This is a genomic window from Rhodococcus sp. NPDC057014 (assembly GCF_042673295.1).
In the GTDB taxonomy this organism is placed as follows: Bacteria; Actinomycetota; Actinomycetes; order Mycobacteriales; family Mycobacteriaceae; genus Rhodococcus_F.
Genome location: NZ_JBHUSF010000003.1, coordinates 1 through 25102, shown reverse-complemented (window position 1 = coordinate 25102; position 25102 = coordinate 1). Strand labels below are relative to the sequence as shown.

Below are 25102 nucleotides of genomic sequence, written 5' to 3'. Positions count from 1 at the left end.
GGGACGACCACGATATGTCGCGGGTTTTCGACGATCAGGATGCCGTCATGACGGTGCGGTGCCGCGCGTCAGCCGGGGAGGGCGCATCGTCAACATGGAAGTGATCGGCACACGTCCGCGGCGGACTGTGTAATGGGGTCCCGTGCCGGTGTCCGTACCTCGTCATTCGGATGGTGTATTGACAACCGGAAAGCTTGTATTCGAGTGCATTACGGGTGACGTGGGCTTCAGCCCCGCGGACCTGCGGTGCTGGGAGGTTTGGTTGGATTCAGGAATGAAGACAGCTGTTCGCCTCTCGGTCGCGGCCGCACTTGCCGGCCTCGTGATCATGTCTCTGGCAGCGGGAATTGCCGCCGCGGAACCTGCCCCGCTGCTGCCGCCGCCGTTTACCGCGGATGTCGACGGCTCGACAATCAATATCTCACTGACCCACCCGAACGATTATGGACGGTGCGGTGCGGTGGTCCTGCCGACGGGTGCAGAGTTGGCGTGGGAGAACTACGTGTGGCCGAAATTGGAGGGCTTCGACTACGCGATCTTCCCGGCGACCCACGAAACCATGACCTACTCGATCCCCGATGTCGCTGTCAGTAGCTACAACGTCATCACCGAGTGCTGGGATTCCGCTTCGTCTCAGTATGCGCGCAATGAACCGAAGGTCGTCGTTGTCGCGCCGGCGCCGGTGACTGCGCCATCGAGCGGCAGTCGCGACGGCCTCAACTTTGGCAGCTAGAGGTCGTCCCATTCGATGCGACAGTGCCGCTGTCGTTGCATCGGGAGTCCCCGCCCAGCCTCACCCACCGACACAACCGGAGAAAATTATGTACAGGAACATACTGGCAGCAGTACTTGCTGCCACCACCCTTGCGATGGGGGCGGGTTGTGCATCGGAGGAAGCCTCGCCGCCCCCGCAGCCCAGTGCTACCCGCACACTGACGGCAACCACAACCGTCGGGTCCACCAGCACCCCAACTGAATTGCCTCCAACCTCCGAACCGATCGTGGACCAGGTCGCTCCCGCGCAGCCGATCGAGGTGGAAAAGACCTTCCTGTTCTGCGATGGGCACCCGCTGGTCGGGGTGTACAGCGGCTCCGACGGCCTCCAGTACTCGGTCCCGAACGACCCGCAGTGCGAGTACCTCACCGATCAGGAAACGTTCGCTCCGCCGACCGAAGTGGTGAAGACCTTCCTGTTCTGCGATGGGCACCCGCTCGTTGGTGTGTACAGCGGCTCTGACGGCCGGCAGTACTCCGTTCCCAATGACCCGCAGTGCGGGCAACTCGCACCAGCCGAGACCGCGCGCCCGTACCCGACGGAGGATGAGTCGTTCATCGAAACATGCATGGGCAAGTCCGGTCAGACCCGCGAGGCGTGCATCGCCGATATCCAGGACGGCATCGACAAGGGATACATACGCGTCCCGTGACCTGAATACTGCTCCGAACTGGGGTGCTCCGAGCCTCCGGGCAGCGTAGTTCTGCTCTGCACCCCCTGATCAAGGGAGAATCAGACGGTGAGCGACCGAACCGGCGCAGACCTCGAGCGTGAACTCGCCATGCTCGCCTACATACGTGACCGTCTCCGCGCTTCGGAGGGGAACGATGTCTGTATCCCCACCACCGCCGTCGACCACGTGCTCGATGAGCTCAACAGTCTCGAGCGATCACCGTGGGATACGACATGATTCCGCTCGTTCACGGCCTCGGTGGTGGCCATGCAGGCGAACAATAGGGTTGCTCGCGCCGCCGCGACGACGTCACCATCGGGTCTGGTACGTCCGGGGTACGGAAGCAGCACACGCTTCCTGCAGGCTTTACGTAGTCGCGATCGTCACGCCCGTACCAGGCGGAAATGCCTGACGCGGCCCGCACGGGGCGACTCGCGGCTGACTCCACTGCGTCCCCGGTCGGAGCAGGACCGGGCGACTCTGGGACAGGCCCGGTCCCTCGTCATATGAAGAGCGTTTCCGTCGCCGTGCCTGAAAGCGTTGGCGTCGGCAGACGTTCCCGATGAGACCACTGGAGAACGACACGCCGATCCAAACGGCCGTCGCCCTCATCATGCTTGCCCTGGGCTGACCCTGACTGGCTGCATGGAACCGACGCCGGCGCAGGAATTGCTGCCGATCGCTACGACAGCCTCAACCCCAATGATGTCCGGGCCGAGTTCGAGTCCCTGGCGGACGCCCGATGAAGGCCTGGGCACCATCTGCCGGTATCTGTCCGGGGCGACCCGCCCTGACACCGATTCAGCTCCCCGGACCCCGTCACCGTGGGTTCAGGGCCAACTCGACTGGCAGGCCTGCAAGGAGGCCGGAAACATCGACGAGTACCGGAAGTACTCGTCGTGCGTGGCGGGTCGATCCCGTCGCAGTGCCGCGATCGTAGACCGCGACGTTGTCGTCGTGACGGTGCTGCCGGCTGTCTGAGGGCGGCAGGCCCGGGCACCGCGCGGCGATTCATTCACACGACGTATTGACATCCGGCCGGGGGTCACTGCCAATTTTGTAGTCAAAGATGCTGGTGCACGCGGTGTCTCGTGTAGTTGCTGTAGGGGCAGGGATCTGATTCGATACGCGAACGAGCGGCACGACCCATGTGGGTCGTTGTCGAAGGGCGGATCGCTGCGCACCTCACACTGGTCCACCGAGAACGTTCACTCGACCCGGGCACGACTCGCCGCTCGGTCGAATCCTCATCGCGAAAGAGAGCACATGAAAAGACTTCTCGCCGTCCTCGCCATACCGGTGGCGATCATGGTCGCCGGCCTCGGGCTCGCAGGAACCGCCAGCGCAGACACCGGACCGATCCAGCCGTGGGGCACGGTGCTGACCGGGTCGGGCGGCGGACAGATCGAACTGACCGGCCTCCGCTCGGGCCCCAACCTCACGGTCTTCGAACTCACCTTCACCCCGGGCGACCAGGCATTGTCGGGATCGAACATCTTCACTCCCACGCTGACCTATGGGCCCACTGGCACCGTCGCCGCCGTGGACTACAGCGACGTATCGACGGGAATTCTGTTCAGCGGCACCGTGCCACCGCACGGTCATGCCACGTTGGACTTCGCCTACAAGGTGCCGCTGGCCGCACTCAATCCCGCCACATTGACGGTGGACGTGGGATTCCAGGACTTCACCTGGACCGGCAATCTCGCTGACCAGTGGTCGGCGCCGGCTCCGCGTTCTCCGTTCGGGTCGTAGCACCCTTCACTTGCACCGCTGGCGACATACGGAATGTCGCCGCCGGTGCGCCCTGAACAGGGCGCCGCAGCCGAGTGCTCCGCTGCGTCTGAACCTCAGACGCTGAGCCCTCGGCTGCGCAGGACCGCAACGTCGCCGAACCCCCTGCCCGCGGGGGCATGTGGTCGCCGTGTCGGCCTGTCGCTGGCGTCAGCGCAGCGACCGCGCCGGGGCAGGTCAGCAGGTTGCGCCCGAGGTGACCGTGGAAACGCGGGCGCCGATCCATTGAGCAATTTTGGTGAGCATCGCTGTTCCGTCGTTGAAAGATCCCGAGGACACCTCCGCTGCGATGGCAACGGCGAGTTGCCCGTTGCCGGCGGGGATGATGCCGAACTGGCGCACGAGGTAGCGACCTTGCACGTCGGGTCCCCACCCGCCCTTGAAGGAGGCGCCCGGCAGGGTGCCGAGACCCCACCGTTGGTCGGCGTTGATATCGTCCATGTACCCGAGAACCTGCGCGGATTGGGTGTGGCAGGGCAGGAATGATGCGAACTGTGCCTGCGCGGACAGCGACCACGCTGTTTGGCCGAACGCGGAGTATTCGGGGCGGGTCTTGCGCGATTCGACCGCAGTGGTGGGATCACCGAAATTTTGCAGCACCGCTTGCACTTTGGTAGCCGCGTCAGTGGGTTCTCCGAGGGAGTCCCAGAGCTGTTCGGCGGCGGCGTTGTCGGAGGCGGTGATCGCCTGGGCTGCTGAGGCGAGTTGCCCACTGCCGCCGGGCTGGGTCAGTGCTGCGATGGCCAACGGCACCTTGATCGTCGACCATGCCGCTCCGGACTGCGTGGTGCCGGCTACCAGTGACTGTCCCCCACCGACCGGTGCGATCGCGATCCCGGCGTCGCCGCCAAGTTGGTCGGCCAGGTCGTCGAAACCAGCGAGCGGCCCCTGTCCGGTCGCGGCCGGCGGTGGTGCTGCGACCGGCGGTGTGGTGGATTCGGGAGGAACCACCACGATCTGGGTTATCGTCTTCGCCGGCGCAGTCCCGGCCTCCCCTGATCGCGGGGGAATGGTGCACGCCGACACCGCAGCAGCGACCAGCATTGCTGTGGCCACAACCCGTAGGCGCCGGTCAGTACACATAGACCACCGCGTTGTTCCCGCCGGTGCAGGTCACCACCTTCGACCCCGAGCACGACATGGTGTAGGTCTGTCCGGTGACCGGGCTGGTGGCGTTGACGATGACGGTGCCGCCGCGCTGCGGTTGGCTGACGTACTCGAACCGGACCTCTTCGGAGAACTCACACGAGGTAACGTTGCTGCCGACGGCCGAGTTCGGGAACTCGGTGTTCGGAAAAACCGTTGCGCAGCGGGTGGAGTACGACGGAACGACGTCACTTCCGCCGCCTTGTGCCGGTGCCGGACCGGGGACCTGCGGTGCGGGGGAGGTGATGACCACGGTGTGAGTCTCGTCCGCGGCCTGATTCGCGGCGGTGGTGTTGACGATCATCGGCCACACCCAGATGTAGCCGACGATCCCCAGCAAACCGACCGTGAGGACGACGAGCAGCACCCACATCCAGGCCAGCGACCGGGGTGGCTGCGGCGGCGGGGTCATATACACCGGATGCGGAGCCATGTACGGCGGTGGAACATTCGGCACCGGCGGGGCAGGGGACATCGGCGGGGCAGTGGACTCGGGCTCGGGCTCGTACCCGGTCTGCGCATAGATCGGCCGAGTGTGCTGCGGATCGAAATCCCATGGTTGCGGCGGCTGCGGGGAACTCATCAGGTAGGTCCTTGGAGTGATGTTTGCCGTGACTGCCCAAGCGCAATCGGGGCCAAGACGAAGACAGGGGAGTGGTGGAGCGGTTCCACAGTGCTGTGGATTGTGCACATACACCGATGGGAGCTGGCGTTTGTTACAGATTCAACCATCGCGCTTGCATGGCGGTGACACAGGGGAGGGAATCATGCAATGCGACTGCAGCGCCGGACATCTCACTGCCCTCTCCGCATATCACAATATGCGTAGGTCGTGTGTCAGTCGCGTAACCGTATCTCCGCAAAACAGACAAATTCCGCGCACCCCTCGCGCCATGGCCAACCAAGCGACCACGGCTCTGTCGACAGCCCGGGGCAGGCGTCTCTGGCGTTTGCTCACATCGTCATGGGGCGGGCTGCCATTGCGCGATGGCGATGGCGACGTCGGTGAGATTGCTGGCGTTCGTGCTGGCGGAAAACTGGAAGGCGGGTGTATGGCAGCCGTCGAGGTCCATCCACCCGGCAGTGCCGGTGACTTGTTCGCCGGGGGAGTCGACGGCGTTGAGATTGGTGGCGATGACGGTCGCGTTGGGGTTCACCACACGCCACCGGACGAGGAAGCGGTGGTTGTTGCACCCGTTCATGGTGGCGGGGAAGCGGCCATGTCCGGGTCCAGGGGCGGTCGACCACTGATCGGCGAAGGCCCGGGAGGTCAGGTTCCACGTGTTCTGGAGCGCCCACTGCGGAAGGCTTTGGGGTAACTCTGGTGATGGTGCGAGGCCCATGCTGAGCGGCCCGGGCCAAGCCGCATTCGAGGGGACCTCCTTGGCCGTCGACGGCTCGCTCGCACTGGCGGGCACAGTGGCCGACGAAAACGGCTGGGAAGAAGCGGAATCGGTAGTGCGTGAGGCGACGGCGACATAGCCGGCCGCGGCAACAGCCACGGCGAGGATCACGATGGCCACAAGAAGGACCACCTGCTTAGCGGGTCGACGCACGCTCGGGGCGGCGTGCGCTATCCCTGCCGGCGGCCCGCTGTAGGGGTCGGTCAGGGTCGGCCCGGGCACTGACGACGGGACCGGGGTGGTGTGCTGCGGACGGTGACCGGTCTGCACCGTGTAGGCCAAGGTCTGCTGTCCGAGAGGGGTTTCGACTGGCGGTTTCGGTTGGGGAGTGCCCGGCCCGAGGGCCCAGTGCGCGGCCGCAGCGAAGCCTCCCGCGGAGGGGTAACGTGCGGTGGGATCCTTCGCCATTCCCCGGGCAATGACCTGATCGAATCCCGCCGAAACCATGTCGCGAGTGCGGCTGGGCTGCGGTGGCGGCACGGTCAGATGTGCGGCAATCTGCTGTTCGAGGCTCTCGCCGGGATACGGCTGGACCCCGGTCAGGCATTCGTAGAGCACACAGGCGAGCGCGTAGACATCAGCGCGGGCGTCAGTGGCGCCGGTGGTGAACCTCTCAGGTGCCATATAGGCGAGGGTTCCGATGGTCGACCCCGTGCTGGTGAGCCCTACATCGCCGGCCGCACGGGCGATGCCGAAATCGATCAGATACACGAAACTTCGTGCAGCGACCAGGATGTTGGAGGGCTTGACGTCACGGTGAATCAGGCCAGCAGCGTGGGCAGCGTCGAGTGCTGCGGCGACCTGATCGACCACGGTCACGGCCATGGCTGCCGGCATGGGCCCGTGCCGCGCGAGGAGGGTTTTCAGATCGGTGCCCTCGATCAGGCGCATGTCGAGGAACAACCGCCCGTCGATCTCGCCGTAGTCGTGGATGGGCACGATGTGCGGTTCACGCAGGCCCGCTGCCGCGTGCGCTTCCCGCCGGAATCGTTCCTGGTAATCGCGGTGACCGGCGGCGTGCTCGGGTAACACTTTCAGTGCGACGGTCCGGTTCTTCTCGGTGTCGTAGGCCCGATAGACCTGGCCCATTCCACCCTCGCCGATCAGTCGCTCCAGGCGGTACCGGCCGAAGTGAGTGCCATCCACGTATTTGTCCTCTTCGCACCGGATCTATTGGGCAGCGCCAGCATATCCGTGGGAGCCGCGCCGCCCGCGACCCCAGCTGCATCGGGCCAGTGCGACGCAGCTGGGGCGCCGTCGTGTCCCCTCACAGGAGCCTGCAGGGCAGTCAACTGCACTTGGACTGCTGCAATGGCGGCGACGACAAGTCGGATTTCGGTGCGACGGTCCAAGCCCAGTACGGCCGCCGCGCAGCTGAGCAACCGCTCCGCGTCGCTGAGCGTTATGCGCGCACCGGAGCCCGGGGAATGGGTCCAGAAGAGTTCCCGCTGATCCCAAGTCGCGGTCTGTGCCATCGAGGGCCCGGTGGCCTTGCATCCGAGAATCGACGCTGGTCGGTGCATTGGTTATTCCAGGAGGCAGTTATAGGCACTCCGCCCGCAAATCGACATCAGCTCCGTTGATGGGTAGCCAATGCTCGTGCCCGTCACCGACGACGGTGATGTGGGTTTCGTCGACCAGGCCCCCTACAGTCGTTTGAGCCGACGGCGTACCTACCGGATTACTCCACCGCCCGCGTCGAGGACGCGCGAGGTGGTCTTGCACTGCCAGCATTCGAACGTGGGTTCTGCCTTGTCAACATTCTGGGCGGCATTGCACCGGGGGCAGACCACCGATGACATCCCCTCGGGCGGCGGTGGTGTCGCCTGGGGCATCAGCGCCGTGATCAGAACTCCGAGGGGTCCCAGGAGAAGTCCGAGGAGGATGTATCCCTTTTCGTTGAGGTTCTTCTTCTGTGCGATCACCGAGGAGAGAATTGCGCAGATGACGCCTACCACAATTGCTACGACCACTACTGCATCACTCATGATTTGCGTTCCTTCGGTCGACGTTCGGGTTGGTTGATCTACGGGGGAGAAGTGGCATTGCTGTCGTGAGCAAATGAACCGATCGAATCCGGAATGTGCGATCGGGCACCTTCGCATGCGCCGTAGGTTGTTCACAGCAGCGCCGCAGGCCAGATGATCGTCGCACCGGCGATGCAGCTGGATGTAAACGGCATGGAGAGCGCAGCGGGGTTGGCCGAGTAAGGTCGGTGAGCTGGCGAGGTCCGTCTGGGCCTAACGGACCGACGGGGATCGTGCTGCTACACAGGTGAGTGCTGGGCGGCGCGGCTGGCGTAGATGTCGACGAGGATGTTGACGCGGCGCTGAAGGTACCGGGTCTGTGAGCCGAACCAGATCGGCGCCCACAGCCACGTGACGACCGGCGACACCCGGGTCGACGACCCAACCTGGGTGTGGGCCTGATTGACGCGTTTGGCGGTCCGGGACAGCCCGATGAGCCCATAGATGGGGATCAGCTGGGACCACCACCGGGTCCAGGATTCGCGGTTGACGCCTGCGGCGACGGCGAGTTCCCGGCCGATGCGGTCGTACCAGACCAGGTAGTAAATGCCGAAGGTGATGACGGTCAGCCACCACAGCCCCCAGGCCCCCTGCTTGCGAATCGCCGATCGCGACTGAACTGTGGTCACCGTTTCCCCCTCGTTGTGAAGTTCTTCCGGGTCGCCTGACACCGCCACAATGTGAATCCTTCTGTGCGGCAGAGTCGGCGAGCGCGAGTCGTCACCGCGGATCAAACCATCCATTCCGGAGTAGAGGTATAGATCAGATGAATGTATCTCTGGGTATCGTGCATCCATTGTGGGTCGTCTTTCATCGATGCAGTTCGAAGAATTCGACGCTGGGTAGCGGGACGGCCGCTGATATCTCGCGCAGTGCGAAGCCAGTGTCATTCGGATGAATGACACTGAGGTGCATGGTGACTGACACACCACTGCGGCTCGGGGGCGTCTGAGGGGCGGTGTCGGACCGGTCGGCGATACTGGCAGTTCTGGATGGGCGGGAAGAGGGGTGGGCATGTCCACGAATGATGGTGATCCGGTCGGGACGTTGGTGTGGTCGGAGTCGGTGGCGTTGGCGGCGATGCAGGTGTCGTTGATGCGCTCGGATATCGGCGCGACGAAATCCGACAAGTCCGTGGCCGTCAAGGAAGCGGTGCTGGGCGATGCCGTCATGAAATTCCTGGAGGTAGTGGCCGAGGATCGGCCGGATCGTCCGGACTGGTTGACCGCCCTGGTGGTGGACATCGATGCCGTGGAGGCGGCGGACGCTATTGCCGAGCATGGCCGGTGCGTTCCCCAGCTCTTCGACTCGCGGGAGCGGTCGTTGCTGCTGCTGGTCGACCTCATTCTGTACGATCCGTGGCCGGCGAAAACCTCCTGGCACACCGCGACCCACCGCACAAACCTCGAGGCGTTGGTGGACGAGTTCCCGCACCTCGACCGGACCGATGTGGACCGGATGCGGGACGAGCACAAGCTCCTGCTCCGGCGGTTGCGGCGTAAGAGTGTGCACTGGGGGAAGGTGGCCGTGATCGGTGCGGCCGGGCTGGCAGCCGGTGTTGCGACCGGTGGTTGGGCGGCACCGGCGATCGGCGCCGCGATCGGCAGCGCCGCCGGTTTGACCGGGGCGGCAGCGACCTCGGCCGGTCTGGCCACCCTCGGTGGGGGTGCGATCGCGGCCGGCGGGTTCGGGATCGCCGGGGGCACTGCTCTGGTGACCGGGATCGGGGGCATCGCCGGAGCCGGTGCGGCGGCGGCCGGGGCGCGGTGGACGTCGTGGACGACCGGTCAGGTGGTGGCGGATGCGATGCGCCTGGATCTGATCGCACGGTGTGTGCTGATCGAGGCGGAGAACCGGGACGAGAAGCAACGCCGCGTCGTGCAGAGCCTGCAGGAACGCCTGGAGCGGGTCGTCGCCGACGGGGAGCGACTCCTGGACCGGATCCGGGAACTCTCACGTGAGAACGCACGCCTGACCGCGGAGAACAAGGAACTACGGGAGGAACTGCGCCGGCAGCACGCCGACGCGAAACGGGCCGAGGGGGCACTCGAGGTCATCCTGGACCGTCTCCCGGAACCCGCCGCGTAATGAGCGGCATGGATGACACGGTCGATCGGAACCTCGACACCCTCAGCCGCCGGCTCGCCGAACTGGAATCGGCCACCGACACCGCCCTGGCCGGCGGGGTCCCGGACCGGCTGCCGGACAACGACACCACGCAGCCCACTTCGTATGCGGAGCTGACCGCCGCCAATGACCGGCTCCGCACCCAGCGCGGCTGGACCGACATCGACCTCGACGCCGCACTCACCCCGGATCAGCGGGCCGGTTTCGACCGGTGGCGGGCCCGGCAACGTATCCCGTGGGACCACGAGGACGTGCTCGCGGTCGGGTTCGCGACCGTGCTGGGGGTCGCGGCCCTCTGGTACGACACCGCCGTCGACGGCGCCGTCGCCCAGGGGCTCGGTGCCACCAGGAAGACCGGGTGGATGCGCGGGTGGGAGCGGGCCGGGAAGAGGTTGCCGATCGACTACACCGGTCCCGGGTTCGGCGGCCGCGCCCATCGGGTCCGCTCCCCAGGGCATGATCTGGCCCGACCGTTCGAGGCACTGCGGCAGATCCGGGCGGGCGAGTTCCGCGGCGTCCGCTGGGATTACGGCGACAAACACGACATCACCGTCGGAGGCCGGTTTCGGGAGGTCGACTCCCTCGCCGAGGCACTCGTCCTGTGGGCGCAGCATTTGGCGGCGGACCTAGTGACCCCGATGAGCCTGCCGATGCCCGGCTCCTCCTGGCTGAACGAGCTCGACAACCGGGCACTCCGCACGTTCGCGCACGAGGTGTACCTGGGGACCTCGGCGGGCAACGGGCTCAACGTGCGATCCGGAATCCTCACCCCGTCGCTGAGCGTCATCACCACCGAGGTCATCCTCCGCACCCACGTGCATGCCCGGGCGTACGCGGCAACCGGCAGCGCTCGCCTCGACGAGCGGGAGCAGGCCCGCCGTGATGAGCTGCTCCTCGCCGCGCACTCGCTGGTTGGGCTCGCGTCGGCAGGGAAGACACTGGCGCGGATAATCGTCCTCGATGACCGGAAGGGTATGGCGCTGCGCCACGTGAACGTGCCGGTACTCCTCCGCACGGGATGCCTGTCAGTCGAGGTCGCTCACGATCAGCGGGCGCGAAATCGAGCGGTGGCTCAGGACTGGGACGAGTTGGCAGCCGATCTCCTCGGGTAACCCGCGGCCGCATGAAACGCGACCGGTCCAGGCCGGTGGTGAGCCAGATTCGTAGGAGAGGAGTCATCTACTCGTGTCGTGGGACGTGTCATCTGCGCTGTCGGATGAACAAGTGTGGTCAGGGGTTTCCAGAGGCGGAGTAGTGGGGTCGCCGGTCGGGGGAGAAGATCCGGTTGTCGGCATGGACATAGCTGCACCCTCAGAAGGTCCTCGCATCCCAGTTCTTCGATTACGCGTAGGAGTCCGGTGCGGTGTCGCCGCGCGCGTGTTACCGGGATAGGAGGTGGTGTGTGGGGTATTCCTTTGCGTGGGCGGTCCGTTCGGTCGGATCAGGGTCCCCGCCCGGATAGCCGGAGAACCGTCTGTGCATGACGAGGTGTAAGCGACGTCTGCCAGGATTCACCGTCAGGACTGCCGGTGCCGATGCTCCCCCTGTTGGGGAACAGCTTGCCGGAAAGGTAAGAATCGGAGAATATTCAGAGGTGACTACACCCCCGTCTTTTGAACTTCCTTCGGAACAGCTCGCTAAGGCAATGGTCCATATGCGTGCTCTCCGTCGGCAGGTTTTGTCGTATTGGTACGCAACTATTGAGGACGCTGAAGCGTCGGCTATCGAGGCTGGATTGGCTTCGATGACAGTTAATATCCTCGACGAGGCAATTTTCGAGTTCGCGCATGGAGACAGGTACAAGAAATTTCGGCTGAATGATCGACTGGGGCAGGTCATCACCGGCCTTGAACTGGTCCGAAATTGCGAGACGCATTCACCGGTCCACTATGAGGAACTGCTCGTGGAGAGAACCTGTTTCAGTGTTCCACTGTATAGCGGGGGTGCGGTTATGCGAACCATCTATGCGTGGGCTGAGTTCGGCAGTCTGCCAAAGGTGTACGTTGATCTGAACTCGTCGGCGACTGCTAATCAGAAGCGTGCACGCGGAGAGGCTCAGCACGGCTACCGTCAGGCGATCGGCGGGCGCGTCGTGACGGAGACTCTTCTGGATGCCATATCCTTTTTCGAGCGCCTCGATCCCCGTCTCGCTTTGAACGACGGTCCTGAGTTGCGCTGTGCGTATGGCGAGATTTCGGAACGCCATTCAGCGAGTGAAGCGTCCCGCGTCGTGATTGCACGCCCTATGGGGTTGGACGCAACAGCACTTCTACTCCCGGATATTGTTACGCGCCGCACGGAGCGAAGATCCGCAAGTTGGCCAGCCGCGGATTCGTTCTTCAAGGATAAGGTGCGCCGAGCCAAGCAACATCCGCCAGCGGTAGAGGCTAGGGAAGTGTTGCACACAGTACTGGACGAGAATGGTTCACTTATCGGGTACAGCGGTCTATCCACCGCTGCCAGCGGGGTGCGCGAGGCGTGGGTGGAGCGTAAGAATCAGGTTGGGAAGGATGTCCGAGCCGGTTTCAAATATTACGTTGAAACACGAAATGGCCCTGTCGACGTAGCGTTAGGCGATCACTCCGGTGGACTTCGTGCCGTGAATTCCGAGGACGTTGATCAACTGGCGCTCTTGACAGCCGCAACGGATCCCGTCTTTGACATGCAGAGGCTGATGATGGTTGAAGCATTCCCCGATCTGTATCTTCAAATGCGAAACAACGGATCATAGCTGCGTGTCAGCGCAGTGTGGCTGAGGTTCTCCCCTGCAAACCACTTACGCTGCTCGTCCCAGCCGGATGCGACGGCCATCGGCAGTCGGAAGGTGAACACGGACCGTCCAGACTCGGCCAGGTGTGTCCACGTCGGGCCCGGTGATCGAGACGGCTGGGTCGTGCCTTGACTAGATCGCCCGGAGGCGATCCGCAGCGACAGGGGCGAAACCTGCATCGACTCCCCAACCTGGGGGCATTTCAACGGCCACACTTGTCGCGGCTCGCCGACGTTGACCGAGCGTGTGTCAGGAACCACCGGTGATTGCACTCAAACGACCGGCTAGGCCGACCTGGATTCGTGTCCAACTGTTCCAACAGATCACCGAGTGCCGCCACAATGAGCGAGATCAGCCGATCGCTTAGACGATGACCGATTGCAAGGTGGAGAGCAGTGAGGGCTTAGTGATTCTACTCGGCGACCTGGGCCTCCGCGCCACCGAGTCGAGGAAAGCTGAAGTACTTCGCGAGCGGAAGCACCAGCCGCCAGCCAGCACTAGGGCAAGTGGGTCTGCGCAAGCGCTGGGAGGGACAACGCCAAGACACGGACTGATCCTGCTTGCTGTGTCGTCGCGGTATCGGTTCGAGGTGCTGCAAGAATCTCGATATGTCGAGTGACGTGTTTGGTGTCCGCATCCCGCGAGTCTGCAGGATGCGCGGCACGCAGGACCCCGAGGACCTGGTTGCGCGCGGCGAAAGTACGTTTCGTTCCCACAGCGAGGAGGTGGTAACCGATCTCGGAAATCTGAGAGAGGGAGTGCTGACTCTTCCGTCGGTCGTCGCGAAATCTGGGGCGATGGTCGTGCTCGGCGAGCCTGGCGCGGGGAAAACATCGGTTCTGAACGACCTCACATCGAAGTTGCCTCGAGTGGTGGAGTCCTGGGACGGGCTGAGTGACGCCTGCCTGTGGGTGTCAGGTGGAGATCTGACCGAGTCCTCGTACGGCGAGGAGTTGGGCTGTCATCTTGCCGCGCTTCCACCGACTGAGGACGCAGATGGGGCGGGGGTGCTGACGGTAGTTCTGGACCAGGCTGATGAGAGTTCGTATCTGAGGCGCTTGGCGCGCCGGCTGACGATGTCTCTCCGCGGTCGTGCTGCAAGCCGTGTCAGACTGCTCATGGCCTGCCGCACAGCCGATTACCCGGAAACGATGACAGCAGCGCTATCCGATGTACTCGGGACGTGCCGACTCATCGACCTAGCCCCGCTCACTCGAGAAGAAGCGGAGACGCTGGCCGATAGTGCAGGCGTGCCGGGAAAGGTGCTGGTGGACGCTGCCGAGGCAAGTGGTGCGGCGGTGCTGGCCAGCACGCCGCTGACACTGGAACTGCTCGTTCTGACTTATCAGGCTGACGGGCGATTGCAGGGAACGCCGCATGATCTATTTGCTCGCGGTGTCCGCAGTCTTGTCGAGGATCCTGATCCTGGTCGACTGACTCGGGAGGTGGCCACGACAGCGCAGCAGCGCCTCGCCGTCGCGGGACGTGTGGCCGCCTGGATGTTGCTGTCGGGTCATCGGGCGGTGTGGCGAGGTGCCGCTTTCGGAGCACGTGGCTTCGACTTGAATGGTGACGTTCTGGTGGGTGGGACGGAGAGAACGACCGCCGGCTCGTTCGACGCGACGCCTCAGGTACTGGAAGAGACGCTGGCAACAGCGCTGTTCACCGTTCCGGATGAGAGCAGGGTGGTGTTCCGCCACTCGTCCGTGTCCGCGTACCTTGCGGCGCAGTATCTGCTTGAGCGTACGACCACGCAGCGACAGCTGGAAAATCTTCTTCTAATCGGTACACCGGATGGTGAGACCGCGAATATTCCTGTGCCTCTTCGGGAGCTTGCCGCATGGCTTGTGGCGATGAACCCTGCTGCGACGGGCTGGCTGGCTTCGGCTGACCCTGAAAGCCTGGCGGTGCACAGCACCCTCGTGCGGTCCGACGAAATCCGCGCTTTGACCGTCAGTCGACTTCTTGATCGCGCGGCGGAGGTCGAGCTCAGTGATCTTCGTTGGCAGCTTGCCCGCTGGGACCTCAATCATCCGGGCCTGGCGGACCAGCTCGTGGAGGTACTCGAGACCGCACCGATCGCTGGTGCTGCGGACTGGCAGACGGTCGCGCGGGTCCGGTTGGCCATCCAACTGGCAGAAGAGGCCGGTCCGGGACACGGCAGCCTCGCTGAGGCACTTCTGCGTGTGGTGGAGAATGACGTATGGCAACAGTCGGAGCGTGGGCTCGCGGCACGCGCAGCGTTCGGCTGCGATTCTAGTCGTACGGTGCCTGTGCTCAAGGTCGTTCTTACCGCGCTCGACGATCCTTCCTCTCCCGGGCAGACGCATCCGGGCCTTGACCATGACCTTCGGGGAGCCCTACTGACCCTGCTATGGCCCGACCACATCGACGTCGCGTCGATGCTCGCGGCGCTCCAACCATCGGTTGAGCACGTCTATAACGCTTATACGCAGTTCTTGAGGACCATGCCCGACCATGCTGCTGAGGAGCATCTGCCTCTTGTTCTCGACTGGGCACAAAACGCTGTCCTCGAGGCGGATTCGCTGACGCCCGGCTTCGTTTTCTCCTCTGACCGTATCGAAAACTCACTGATCGAATCCGTAATTAACCGCGCACTGGACAGCCCAAACGCACAGCAGTATGTCGATGCCCTGGCAAAAATGATCCTGCGACTTTTCGAGGACCATCATGACCTCCGCGTGCCGGACTGTTTGCAACCAGACGAGCACGGCGAGGAATCCCTGGAGAGTCAATCGCTCCGCAGGCATTTGTCCCAGGCTCTTGTTAACGAGGCCGCTACCCATGCGGAGATTCACCCGCGCCAAGCGGCATGGATGATTGTGCGAGGTTGGAAGTATCGGTCAACACGGCGATTTGGCGAACCAGATCTGCCTGAATCGGCCATCCGCAACCAACTGCTGGACTCAGCGGACCTGTCCTGGGCAATGACGATGACCGCCGAGTCCGAGGCTTCGGGTGACGATTCGCTCGTTGCTCTTTACGGCGAACTGTCGGCTTGCGTATTCCCACGCGATGATAGGCAGGCACGTGGACTGGCCGAAAACAGAGAACATCCGGCCTGGCCCTATCTGCACTCCTTCGTCGAACCGACAGTTCCAGACGACCTGCCGGCGCAGCAGCTGTCGCCGGGGTCTTCCGACGAGACCGACCTGTGGCCAGACGCAGACGCCTTCCTCGCCGACCAAGCGCAGCTCCTCGCACAAGCACGGAACGGCGACACCGACAGCCTGTGGCAGTTCCTGTGGTGGCTACGTGTTGATCCACAGAATGGACAACTGATTGACCTGTCCGGCTCGATCACCGAATGGGCGAGCAGTGCAGCCCTCAACGATGCGTTAGGAGACATACTCCAGCTTGCACTGCACTATCTCATCAACGAGCACGACCACGCTGAATCCTGGCTGGGCCAATCGACACGCGACAAACGCTCGTGGGCGGGATACGCGCTTCTCACCGAGCTGCACCATATGAACCGCCTGGCTGAGCTGCCGCCAACGGCATGGGGTTCGTGGACTGGTGCTATTCTCACTGAGTTTGTCGGGATGTCCACTAGCTACCGGGAACCGGCACGAACGCAGCTTCTGCACATGGCAGCGCTTCACGCCCCCGAAGGCTTGAGCCAACGAATCACACAATTCGTCACCGCGATGCTTGCGGCCGGCCAGCGGCCGGTGGTCCTCCAGCTCGTGGATCCAAAGTGGGCAACCGAACTTCGCGCTGCCCTGGAAAGCATTGTCACCGAACTATCCAACGGCCTAGGAATAACTCAGAGTGACGAGGGGCAAGCAGGTCCCAGTGAACCGCCAGTGCAAGAGAGCGGATTGAGCCTAGACAGCGACGGCGACATCCGCGAGACGGCACTCGCCACTTGGTATAGCATCCTCGTCTGTCTGCTTACTGCCGATAGTGAAACCGCAGTGGGCATCGTCGACACTGCCTTACAGGGATACGCAGGATCCCCCGATGCCGCCCGAGCCGCAGTGCTGGCCGCGGGTGCCTTGCTAGCCGCAGACGCCGAGACAAACTGGCCACGAGTCAAGACGTTCGTGGAGCCCGATTCGGAACTCGGTCGTAGCCTCGCAGAACAATGCGCGGGAACCGACAGTGCCGAGCGAATTCGACGCACTCTCAGCGAGGTCGAACTCGCAGACCTGTACATATGGCTCAGCGATCTATATCCGCCCGACGAGGATGGAACCGCTCTGGGCTTCCAGAGGGTGACACCGGAATCGGAAGCTCGGAGATGGCGAGACCGTCTGCTGATCGAGTTAAGTCGACGCGCCACCGCCGACGCAGTACATCAGCTGCGAAAACTTGTGGCACTCAACCCCGATAGGCTTTCGATTGGCGCGGCGCTCATCGCAGGCCGAACGGCATACTCTTCCGCGAGGTGGAGCCAAGTAGAAGTGGACGATATCATTCGCGTCCTTAACGACCCCACACGGCGGGTCATCCGAAGCAGTATCGACCTCCTGGACGTCACGTCAGAAGTACTAGAAGCAATTAACGAAGAACTGCCTTCGCACAGCGAACTATTATGGGATCGAATACAAGGGAAGCGGAAGACGAGGGATTCCCCGGAGAGTCAAGCTATTCCAGACCGCTGGCGTCCTAAACCAGAAGCTGCCCTGTGCGCCTATCTCGCCCATGAACTGACGCTGAGATTGGCCGGCCACAGAGTTGCGGTCAACCGGGAAGTCCTCATCCATCCCACTGACGCGTACGGTGCGGGTGACCGAACGGACATCCTCATCGACGCACCGCCGCCACACAAGAGCGCTGATTCTGCGATGCCTGCACGACTGGTCATCGAAGTTAAGGGCGCTTGGAATCCCGGGGTGATGACGTCGCAAGAGGATCAGCTCGCCGGCCGGTACCTGCCCGAGGTCCTGACAGATAGCGGGATATACCTTGTGGGATGGTTCCCCATCGAGCTCTGGGACGATTCGGAGGACAAGCGCAGGACGGAGGCAAAGAAACATCCACCTAATCTCCTGTTGCCCGAGCTGAAGTCGCAGTCAATACGCCTCTCGCAGGAACGATCGGTCGATGTCCGGCCCGTCGTTCTGACCATCCCGCGGCCGCATAAAGAATAGGGTGCTCGGGCCCAGACGTCGCCTTGATGGCCGGTCGCGCCGTCGGCCGTCTCGTCCTGAATGACGCAGCGTATTGTCCACCGCGAGTGTCGCGCGCTATGTCCCTGCCGACTGGATGTAGGCCGCGAACACGCGGTTTCCGGTGTCGCGGTCGAGACGCTTTACGAGGGCCGCGACGATGCGGCTCGTGGCCTCTGGACCGACGGCGGCGAGGAGCCCGCGGCAGAGGATGTCGACGAGCTGGGCTAGGGGGTCGGCTGCGGGGTAGTGCCGGTCGCGGAGGGCATCGGCTGCGGTGATGATGTGCTCGGTGACTCTCCCACCCTGCTCGGGAACTTCGGCGTCGTCGACTCCCTCTGCGCCTTCGAATCCGGTGGTGAAGAAAGGGTCCGCGTTGATGATGACCCATGCCAGGAGCGCGGACACGACCTTGGGCCGATCCGGCGGCAGGGTGGCAAGGGCGAGGCCGTTGGCGGCTAGGTGTGTCCAGGCGGCGGTCGTCTCGGGATCCATGTCACTGGGGCGGAGTCGGATGAGGGATTGGAACTCGTTGATGGCCTTGGAGATGTCGTGCCAGGCGGCGGGGCGGGAGATGGCGATGGCGAGCGGACTGTCGAAGCTCCAGTCGGCTTGGTAGGCGAGGCTGTGCCAGGGCTGGTCGATGGGCAGGTCGACGACCTTGTTGTCACGCAATGCCGCGATGGCGGCGGTGACGTCGTCGTCGTTGTCGAGTGCGCGGATGACGTCGAGCGACCCGAACGCGGTAACGCCCATGGTGCGGGCGAGGCGGCGAATGACGATGTCGTCGGCCCAGACGGCAACGCCGAGTTCTTGGGCGACGGTGATCGCGCTGAGCCACCGATCGTGACGGGCGACCGCAGTGATTGGTGCGACCTGGAGGCCCTGAGAGTCGGCCCAGACCTGCTCGGCGGCGTCGGCATGCACTTGCGCTTCGTCGGGGGAGATTTCGCTAAAAACGGGTCGTTGTTCGCGGCTGTCCCAGCCCAGGGTGGCGGTCGATCTCATCGCGAGGCTGGTGCGAGCGCGGGCGATGTCCTCGCGGACGGGACCCGGGACGATGACGGCGTCAAAGTTCGCGGCCAGCTTCTTGAACGCTCGGCCGGTCAAGGGAGCGACAACGAGTGCGGTGGTGTCGACCACTGCGCGGCCGCCGAGGGCAGCGCGTGCGGTCTGCTCGCCGAGGCCGGCGTCGTCGTCCACAGCCACGATGAAACCGAGATCGCGGCGGATGAGGCTCTCGGTGGTGGTGCGTCCCGCGGCGTCGGAGAGGGCAGCGAGAGGGAAGCGGCCGATGCGGACCTCGTGGGCGAGTTCTTCGAGTGCTTGTTGGCGGGCGTCCCCGGCGCGAAGAAACTCAACGAGTGGGTCGAGGTTGTCGTCTTCGATGGTGAGGCGGGTGATTGAGGTGTTCTCGCCGTGCTGAGTGAAGTACTTCTCGGCGTAGTCACGGAAGTCGGCGATCTGAGTCTCGGTGAAGCTCGTCGAGTCGGGTGCGGTGAACACAACCGACATGGCTGCTGCCGCGATCTGCTCATCGTCGGCCCAGTCTGCGGCAGCGCGCATGAACATCGCATACAGCTTGGGGTCGCCGAGGTCGGCAACGGTGGGGCCGGATCGGATGTCGGCGTGCGCGCGCTGCTCGTCAATTGCGCGTCGGATGATGGATAGGAACAGCTGAGCTTTCTCACGTTCGTTGAAGCTGACCGCGGGAGCTTGGAGCAGCACTGTGAGTGCCTTCTCGAACTTCTCTTGGAAGTAGAGCGCTTCGGCGAGCCGCCAGTATTCGACCTCGGGGACAGGCAGGCCGTTTTCGATGAGCTCCTCGACGACCTGCCCGGTCCGGAACTCAGTGTCGGACCATTTGGCCTCGCTGCGAGCGATCCTCTGGAGTGCACGAAGCGCCTTCAGGCGCACCGGCTTGCTGTCTTCACGGCCCAAAAGGGTGAGGGCGATCTCGCGGGCAATCTCGATCAGGCCGTTGTCCATCGCCAGCGCCAGTGCTTCGGTCGCCAGCGGGATGTCGCCGCGGGCGATGCCCTCGTCGAACACCAGGTGAGCTGCTTCCTCAGCACGGTTGCTCGCGACGAGCGCGTCGGCGTGGGCCTCGAGCGCGAGTTCAGTGCGTCGCTTGAGGCCGCGGACACACCGGAGGGCCCCTTCGTGGTCGCCTTGGCTGAGAAGAACGCGCGCCCGCATCACTTCGGCGAGGTCGGGGTCAAGTTTCCCGAGTCTCGTGATGTGCTCGGTGACGGTATCCTGCTCGGTCTTGTCGAGCGAATTGAATCGGCGGGCAAGCGCCATGAGGGCCTGGAAGTCGTCGTGATGATCGCCGCCGGACAACTCTAGTGCGGCGAAAAGCGCGGCCTTGGCTTCCGAGGCCATCTGCGGGCGGCTTCCGAGGACGGCGGCCCGCATCAACGCGCCCTCGACCCTGTTCACATTCTTTGCCGCAAGGTCGAGCGCAAGCTCGTCGTTGCCGGTGGCTCGTGCGATGAACGCGCCCAGGCGAACCACCTCGGGATCCCGCGATTCCTGCTGCGATGCGACGCCATCGGGCGCCGGCAACAGCATGCGCAGCGCACCGTTGAAGTCGCCCTGAATCGACCGAGCACGCGCGGCGACGGCCAAGGCGCTTCCCGTGGAGCCGCCCCAATCGCGGAGCGCATCCCGCACTGACATCGCTTCGGTCTCCACCCGCCTGGCACGCCGCGAGATCTCGCCGTCGACGTCCGCCGCGGTGCGACCGATCATAGATACAAGCACCGCGAGTGTCGTCTGAGCGAGCGCCAACCGGGTCCCCTCATTATTCGGGCGAAGCTCAACAGCCCACTGTGCGAGTCGCATACCGTCGTCGGCCAAGTCGCGGGTCACCGGGTTGCCGCGTAGGGTACGTGCTGCGAGCCCGGACTGGACGCCGAGTTGGTCGGCCGCGCTCGGCGCGAGCATCACGAGCGCGAGCTGCCGGAGCACGGTCGCGGCGATCATGTCTCGCAGCTCCGGGTCGAGGTTCACGACCTGGACGGGTTCGGTGGGTGTGCGAAGCACGCCGGTCGGATCGATGAGGCTTAGTGAGGCCAGCGCGGCCTCCGCTCTTGCTTTGATTTGCACGAGGTCTTGGTCCAGGACAGCACGGTAGACATCGATGACGGGTTCCAGCCGGGCGAGGACGTCTTCGTCGAAGTCATCAAGGGCAGATCGGGCGAGATCGCCCGCGTCATCGCTACCTTGGATGTCGGCGTCGTTGCTGATGCGTTCGAGTCGCGCGACCAGCGTAAAGAATGCGCTCGCGTCCAGGTCGCCGGTGAGTCTGGCGGCTTCTGCGGCCTGGTCGAAGGCGCGCCATGCGACCTTAGACCCGGATACCGATGCCAGCGACGCGACGAGGGCCCAGGCATCGCCGGTGTCGTCCTCGCGTAGCCATGCCGGGGGACGGTGAAGCACTTTGCTGAGCCAGGTTGCAGCGGTGACGCCGGAGGCGCGCATCTCGGCTATGGCGTTTCGCACTGCGCTCGCGCGGGTAGATGAGCGGCGCTCGAGGCGGTCCATCCAGGTCTGGGCTGCTCCTGGCAGTGGGACCCTCGGGGAGTCCGCCTGATCGCCGGAGGGACCTGAAGGCGGAGGCAGTTGCCTTCCTCTCTTGAAGTCGTCGGGGTGGGCGAAGACCAGAATGTCGCGCAGCAGACCGGCAGCGTTCCCTGCAGCAAGCGGCTGCTGGTCGTCGTTCCCTGCCTCTGCCTTGTCGCCGATGAAGTCCGAGATACCGCGGACGGCCAAGACTGGGAGGTCGTGGATGTCCGACCCCGCGGCTAGGCCGAACGATTCCATGTCGAGGGCGGCTGCGTCCTGAAATCGGTTGCGGATCTCCTGTAAGACAGCACTATTCGGGTCTGTCTGAACAGCTTCGACGGACACGATGGGTGCGACAAACGCGTGCGGGTGTTTGACGTTGTAGTGCGGGCTGCGGGTCGATGAGGTCCACTTGCTGTCGGCGATGCACGCGTTCACGACCGCGACGAGAGTCGCCGGCACGGCGTAGGTCCTGTCGCGGCCGAGGAGCGTCGAGCCAGAAGCAGTTGGCACCTGTTTGCCCGCATACGGGTTGTGGATCCTGCTCCCGACCACGACGTCAAGGTGGCGCTGGTCGTCCGGCTTCAGCCCAGCGGCCGTGCCGACGAACGCGACGAGGTTCGCGCGTAGGTCCCGGGCAGCGAGGCCAACGAGCGCCGCCGAGGTCGCGTTCCCCATCCCGGCGCGGGCGAGGTACACGGTCCAGTCGATGTGGTCACCGGGCACCTCGCCATGCACCATCCAAATGTCGCCGACGCGCACTCGTTTGGCGTTCACCAGGCGGTTGCGGACCTCGGTGTGTTCGAGTTCGACCGCAGTGACCACAAGTGCGACCCGCTCCTGCGACGAGCCCTTCAGTTCCGCGAGTTCGGCCACGTCGGCGGTCGTGGTCCACAGAGTCGCACGCCCGTCCTTTTGGGAACCGACCAGCTCACATTCCTGTAGCGCCTTGAGCGCACGGTTCGCGGTGTTGGGGGCGACCCCCGCGATATCGGCCACTTTTCGGCCAGTGAGCGGTTCGGCTGATCGCCGCAGCATCCGAAGGATGTTGAGTTCGAGCGCAGTCAACGTCATACGCAAATACTGACAGTTGCGCACGGCATGTGCAACTGATTTATGTACTGCACATGGTGTGTGCATCCCCACACTATGGGGATGGTGGATTCGCTACCAACGGCTTTGCGCCGCCCCGGCAACCAGCCGTGAGCAGTCGTCCGTATACGGTGCACCCAGGTTCTTGCCGCAGTACTCGATGAGAAGATGCGCCGAGGCGAGGTTTCCAGAGTCGACGAAGCGTCCATCATCGGTTGACGGGCAAGCTCGCGACAGCGGTGCACAACGGGGTCGAGATGGAGCAGCGGTAGTACGAGGTCACCGCCGGAGGCCGCGTCTGGTAGGTGCTGGACATCGAGCACCGCATCTTGACGTGTCCGGGGAATAAGAGAGGGGTCAGACCAAAGTGGTCTGACCCCTCCAAAGACCTGAGCACGAGCGGCGGACCGCTCGCTGCACCTTGCTCCGGCATGTGTGCCGGCCTCAGGATTTGCTCGACCAGTTTCAATCATCGTGCGGTCAAATGTCAAAATTCTTACATGACATCTTTGGTCTGCTGGGCTGGCGTTGATGATCGGAAGGTTGCGTCACTGTATATCGCGTCGGATAGCCGGTTGACGTGGCCGGAATCCGGTGCTCATTGGGACCAAGGGCGAAAAGCTTTCGCAGCGAGCAATGCCCCCTTCATTTTCGGATACTGGGGTGATGTCTTGTTCCCTGCGCTAGCACTGCCGGTCGTGCAGGAGAAGGTTGATCGTGGCTTCATTTCAGACATGCCGGGTCCGCGTGCACACGACGCGATTGCCCACACAATCCGAACGATGTGGCGTGATTACCCGGAGAGTGAGCGACGTAGCCTGGGAATCCTGATTGGCAGCAGGTCGGGAGAGTTCATGTCATGCCGATTCCTCCTTACTGTGCTGAGGTATCGGCAGGACATCGACGAGTGGGTATCGACGAGCGTCCCTATGCCGAAGAAGTCGTCGGTACTCCGATATGCGGGAAGTGGCGCAACGAGTCTGAAGGATGCTGAGGAGTTGTGGGAAGAGTCGCCGGCTCGGAAAACGAGTCGTGCGGTGTTCAGTGCCTTCTGTGACTCACTAGCTGCAGGAAATGATCCTCACAGCGGCGGCCCGCCGCAACTGGTGGGGCTGCGCAGGAATGGGAATGCATTGTCGTTCGGTCTCATTCACGAACAGCGTCGATACATAGCGGGTACGCCCTCGCATCGCAATGAGGGATGGGAAGGCGTGAACTGGTTCAATCGCCTCTTCGAGCGAGTCCGAGCGGACACAAAGAGGAGAATGCCCGGAGCCCAGAAACACACGCGACCCAGTTCAATCGATCGTTGAGACCGCGTGATGTGGATGAGAGGGCCTGCACCGGCCGCACGAGGGACATGTTGTCGTGAGCAGTTCACTACGGGCACCGCGGCGTTGCCGGCGTTCCTGCTCTACTGCGAACAGCAGTCTGGTGGGCTGCACAGGGCGAGCACGTCGGCGTATGCGACGAGGTCCCCGAAGACTGGACCTCGGAAGGTCTCGGATTCCCCTGCGCCGGACGTGCCGCGTCCTCGGCGCGGTAGTTGGTCGCTGAAGACCTGAACGCCGTCTGGCCGGGAGGCGAAGGTGCGCAGCCGGATTTCGAGGTCGCCGAGCGTCGACCGCGGAGGGCGAGAGGAGGTGGTCGGTGCCGATCTGCTCGTGCCCGAGCAGGGCCGTGTGGCGGAGTCTGCCTTCGATGACCTTCTTCGTTTTCGGGGTGAACGGGATGTGCCCGGCCGCCGGCGTGGAGCCCGCCGGTGCGCTGAGCGCGTCGAGCTTGCTCTCGAGGGCCGGGGTGGTGACGCCCCAGGAGATCAGCGTTGCCGCTCCGGGGCCGTCGGCCTGGAGGATCCCGACGAGTAGGTGTTCGGTGCCGACGGAATCCTGGTGGTGGGCGCGGGCGGCGCCGGCGGCGAGGACGACCACGTGGCGGGCTCGGTCGGAGAATTTCTCGAACACGATGACGCACTTCCTCCCCAGGCGTCGCTGCACGACGCGAACCGCTGCTGACTTCCCTGTTGTTCATTCTGGGGGTTCTGTGCGGTGGGTAGGTGGTTATGAGCCGACAAGACGCGTAATGGTGTTGTGACCTGGTGTGATGACATGTCCCCGGTTTGTGATGTGGGGTCGCCGGCGACCTGTGGGGCGGAGTGTCGGGGGAGGGGCCGGGTGCCGGGTGCCGTGGGCGCGCGGGTGTCCGTTTCGCCCGTCGTGAGGCCGTATTGAAAGTTATTGATCTGCAATATATTTGAGTAATCAATTGTGCAATAACAGTTTACGCACATTACGCACAAATGTGAGATTGTAATGTTCGTAATTTGTTGCAAAGAAATAGATTTGGATGTTTCTTGGTTTTTCGATTGTTTTGAAGTTGCGAGAGGGCGGGTGGTATGCTGTGGGTATGACAATGGAGCGGCGCGGGAAGGCGAGTGCACGACGGGTCAGGCGTGTCGCGTCCCCAGCCCCGTTGGAGTGTTGGGGACCGGGGTCGAACGTTCCGATCAAAGATGCAGGTGAGAACCTAATCTCGGAAACGCAGAGGAGCGAAGCGACTCGATCGACGGCAACGGAAATCGTCCCAC

At 63.7% G+C, this 25102-nt stretch carries 17 protein-coding genes; 9 read left to right on the top strand and 8 right to left on the bottom strand.

Features of this window, described 5'->3' with window-relative positions:
• Positions 1-274 precede the first annotated feature (274 nt).
• The 4 genes from ACFTZB_RS01080 (at position 275) to ACFTZB_RS01065 (ending at position 3203) form a co-directional block, all read left to right on the top strand.
• A complete protein-coding gene (locus ACFTZB_RS01080) occupies positions 275-733 on the top strand; it encodes a hypothetical protein (protein ID WP_378429698.1) in 459 nt (152 codons plus the stop codon).
• A 268-nt stretch (positions 734-1001) separates the two neighbouring features.
• Positions 1002-1427: a hypothetical protein gene (locus ACFTZB_RS01075; RefSeq protein ID WP_378429697.1), complete on the top strand. Its 426-nt coding sequence runs from the start codon at positions 1002-1004 to the stop codon at positions 1425-1427.
• An 87-nt stretch (positions 1428-1514) separates the two neighbouring features.
• Positions 1515-1685: a hypothetical protein gene (locus tag ACFTZB_RS01070; protein WP_378429696.1), complete on the top strand. Its 171-nt coding sequence runs from the start codon at positions 1515-1517 to the stop codon at positions 1683-1685.
• Between the two features lie 1029 nt (positions 1686-2714).
• Positions 2715-3203 carry a hypothetical protein gene (locus ACFTZB_RS01065; RefSeq protein ID WP_378429695.1) on the top strand — a complete coding sequence of 163 codons (489 nt, stop codon included), beginning with the start codon at positions 2715-2717 and terminating at the stop codon, positions 3201-3203.
• Between the two features lie 216 nt (positions 3204-3419).
• On the opposite strand, the gene ACFTZB_RS01060 is transcribed toward ACFTZB_RS01065, so the two are convergent.
• The 5 genes from ACFTZB_RS01060 to ACFTZB_RS01040 all read right to left on the bottom strand — a co-directional run bounded on the left by ACFTZB_RS01060 (position 3420) and on the right by ACFTZB_RS01040 (position 8447).
• On the bottom strand, positions 3420-4196 hold the full coding sequence (locus ACFTZB_RS01060) for a hypothetical protein (RefSeq protein WP_378429694.1): 777 nt from the start codon (positions 4194-4196) through the stop codon (positions 3420-3422).
• 118 nt (positions 4197-4314) lie between these two features.
• Positions 4315-4971 carry a hypothetical protein gene (locus ACFTZB_RS01055; RefSeq protein WP_378429693.1) on the bottom strand — a complete coding sequence of 219 codons (657 nt, stop codon included), beginning with the start codon at positions 4969-4971 and terminating at the stop codon, positions 4315-4317.
• Between the two features lie 379 nt (positions 4972-5350).
• Positions 5351-6937 carry a protein kinase gene (locus tag ACFTZB_RS01050; protein WP_378429692.1) on the bottom strand — a complete coding sequence of 529 codons (1587 nt, stop codon included), beginning with the start codon at positions 6935-6937 and terminating at the stop codon, positions 5351-5353.
• Between the two features lie 527 nt (positions 6938-7464).
• Positions 7465-7779 (bottom strand): hypothetical protein, encoded by a 315-nt coding sequence (locus ACFTZB_RS01045; protein WP_378429691.1) that lies wholly within the window; start codon positions 7777-7779, stop codon positions 7465-7467.
• 278 nt (positions 7780-8057) lie between these two features.
• Entirely contained in the window at positions 8058-8447 is a 390-nt protein-coding gene (locus ACFTZB_RS01040; protein WP_378429690.1) for a hypothetical protein, read from the bottom strand.
• A gap of 385 nt (positions 8448-8832) precedes the next feature.
• Here ACFTZB_RS01040 and ACFTZB_RS01035 point away from each other — a divergent pair, with 385 nt between their 5' ends.
• The 4 genes from ACFTZB_RS01035 to ACFTZB_RS01020 all read left to right on the top strand — a co-directional run bounded on the left by ACFTZB_RS01035 (position 8833) and on the right by ACFTZB_RS01020 (position 17835).
• Positions 8833-9906 (top strand): hypothetical protein, encoded by a 1074-nt coding sequence (locus ACFTZB_RS01035; protein WP_378429689.1) that lies wholly within the window; start codon positions 8833-8835, stop codon positions 9904-9906.
• An 8-nt stretch (positions 9907-9914) separates the two neighbouring features.
• Positions 9915-11057 (top strand): hypothetical protein, encoded by a 1143-nt coding sequence (locus tag ACFTZB_RS01030; RefSeq protein ID WP_378429688.1) that lies wholly within the window; start codon positions 9915-9917, stop codon positions 11055-11057.
• Positions 11058-11539: 482 nt separating this feature from the next.
• A complete protein-coding gene (locus tag ACFTZB_RS01025; protein ID WP_378429687.1) occupies positions 11540-12676 on the top strand; it encodes a hypothetical protein in 1137 nt (378 codons plus the stop codon).
• A 647-nt stretch (positions 12677-13323) separates the two neighbouring features.
• Entirely contained in the window at positions 13324-17835 is a 4512-nt protein-coding gene (locus ACFTZB_RS01020) for an NACHT domain-containing protein (RefSeq protein WP_378429686.1), read from the top strand.
• Between the two features lie 96 nt (positions 17836-17931).
• Here the strand turns inward: ACFTZB_RS01020 and ACFTZB_RS01015 are convergent, their stop codons facing one another.
• Together ACFTZB_RS01015 and ACFTZB_RS01010 are read right to left on the bottom strand one after the other, a co-directional pair.
• Entirely contained in the window at positions 17932-22497 is a 4566-nt protein-coding gene (locus tag ACFTZB_RS01015; protein WP_378429685.1) for a hypothetical protein, read from the bottom strand.
• Between the two features lie 1316 nt (positions 22498-23813).
• Positions 23814-24446, bottom strand: coding sequence for a Clp protease N-terminal domain-containing protein (locus tag ACFTZB_RS01010; RefSeq protein ID WP_378429754.1), 633 nt, complete (start codon positions 24444-24446; stop codon positions 23814-23816).
• On the opposite strand from ACFTZB_RS01010, the gene ACFTZB_RS01005 reads away from it, so the two are divergent.
• Positions 24384-24530 (top strand): hypothetical protein, encoded by a 147-nt coding sequence (locus ACFTZB_RS01005; protein WP_378429760.1) that lies wholly within the window; start codon positions 24384-24386, stop codon positions 24528-24530. The genes ACFTZB_RS01010 and ACFTZB_RS01005 overlap by 63 nt on opposite strands.
• 246 nt (positions 24531-24776) lie before the next feature.
• Here ACFTZB_RS01005 and ACFTZB_RS01000 read toward each other — a convergent pair.
• Positions 24777-25102, bottom strand: a 326-nt coding sequence (locus ACFTZB_RS01000) for a hypothetical protein (protein ID WP_378429684.1), incomplete at its 5' end; no start/stop codon positions are given.

Coding starts and splice junctions, on each gene's coding strand:
- ACFTZB_RS01020 (WP_378429686.1), top strand. CDS start 13,324: ATGTCGAGTGACGTGTTTGGTGTCCGCATCCCGCGAGTCTGCAGGATG.
- ACFTZB_RS01030 (WP_378429688.1), top strand. CDS start 9,915: ATGGATGACACGGTCGATCGGAACCTCGACACCCTCAGCCGCCGGCTC.
- ACFTZB_RS01055 (WP_378429693.1), bottom strand. CDS start 4,971: ATGAGTTCCCCGCAGCCGCCGCAACCATGGGATTTCGATCCGCAGCAC.
- ACFTZB_RS01045 (WP_378429691.1), bottom strand. CDS start 7,779: ATGAGTGATGCAGTAGTGGTCGTAGCAATTGTGGTAGGCGTCATCTGC.
- ACFTZB_RS01035 (WP_378429689.1), top strand. CDS start 8,833: ATGTCCACGAATGATGGTGATCCGGTCGGGACGTTGGTGTGGTCGGAG.
- ACFTZB_RS01065 (WP_378429695.1), top strand. CDS start 2,715: ATGAAAAGACTTCTCGCCGTCCTCGCCATACCGGTGGCGATCATGGTC.
- ACFTZB_RS01015 (WP_378429685.1), bottom strand. CDS start 22,497: ATGACGTTGACTGCGCTCGAACTCAACATCCTTCGGATGCTGCGGCGA.
- ACFTZB_RS01080 (WP_378429698.1), top strand. CDS start 275: ATGAAGACAGCTGTTCGCCTCTCGGTCGCGGCCGCACTTGCCGGCCTC.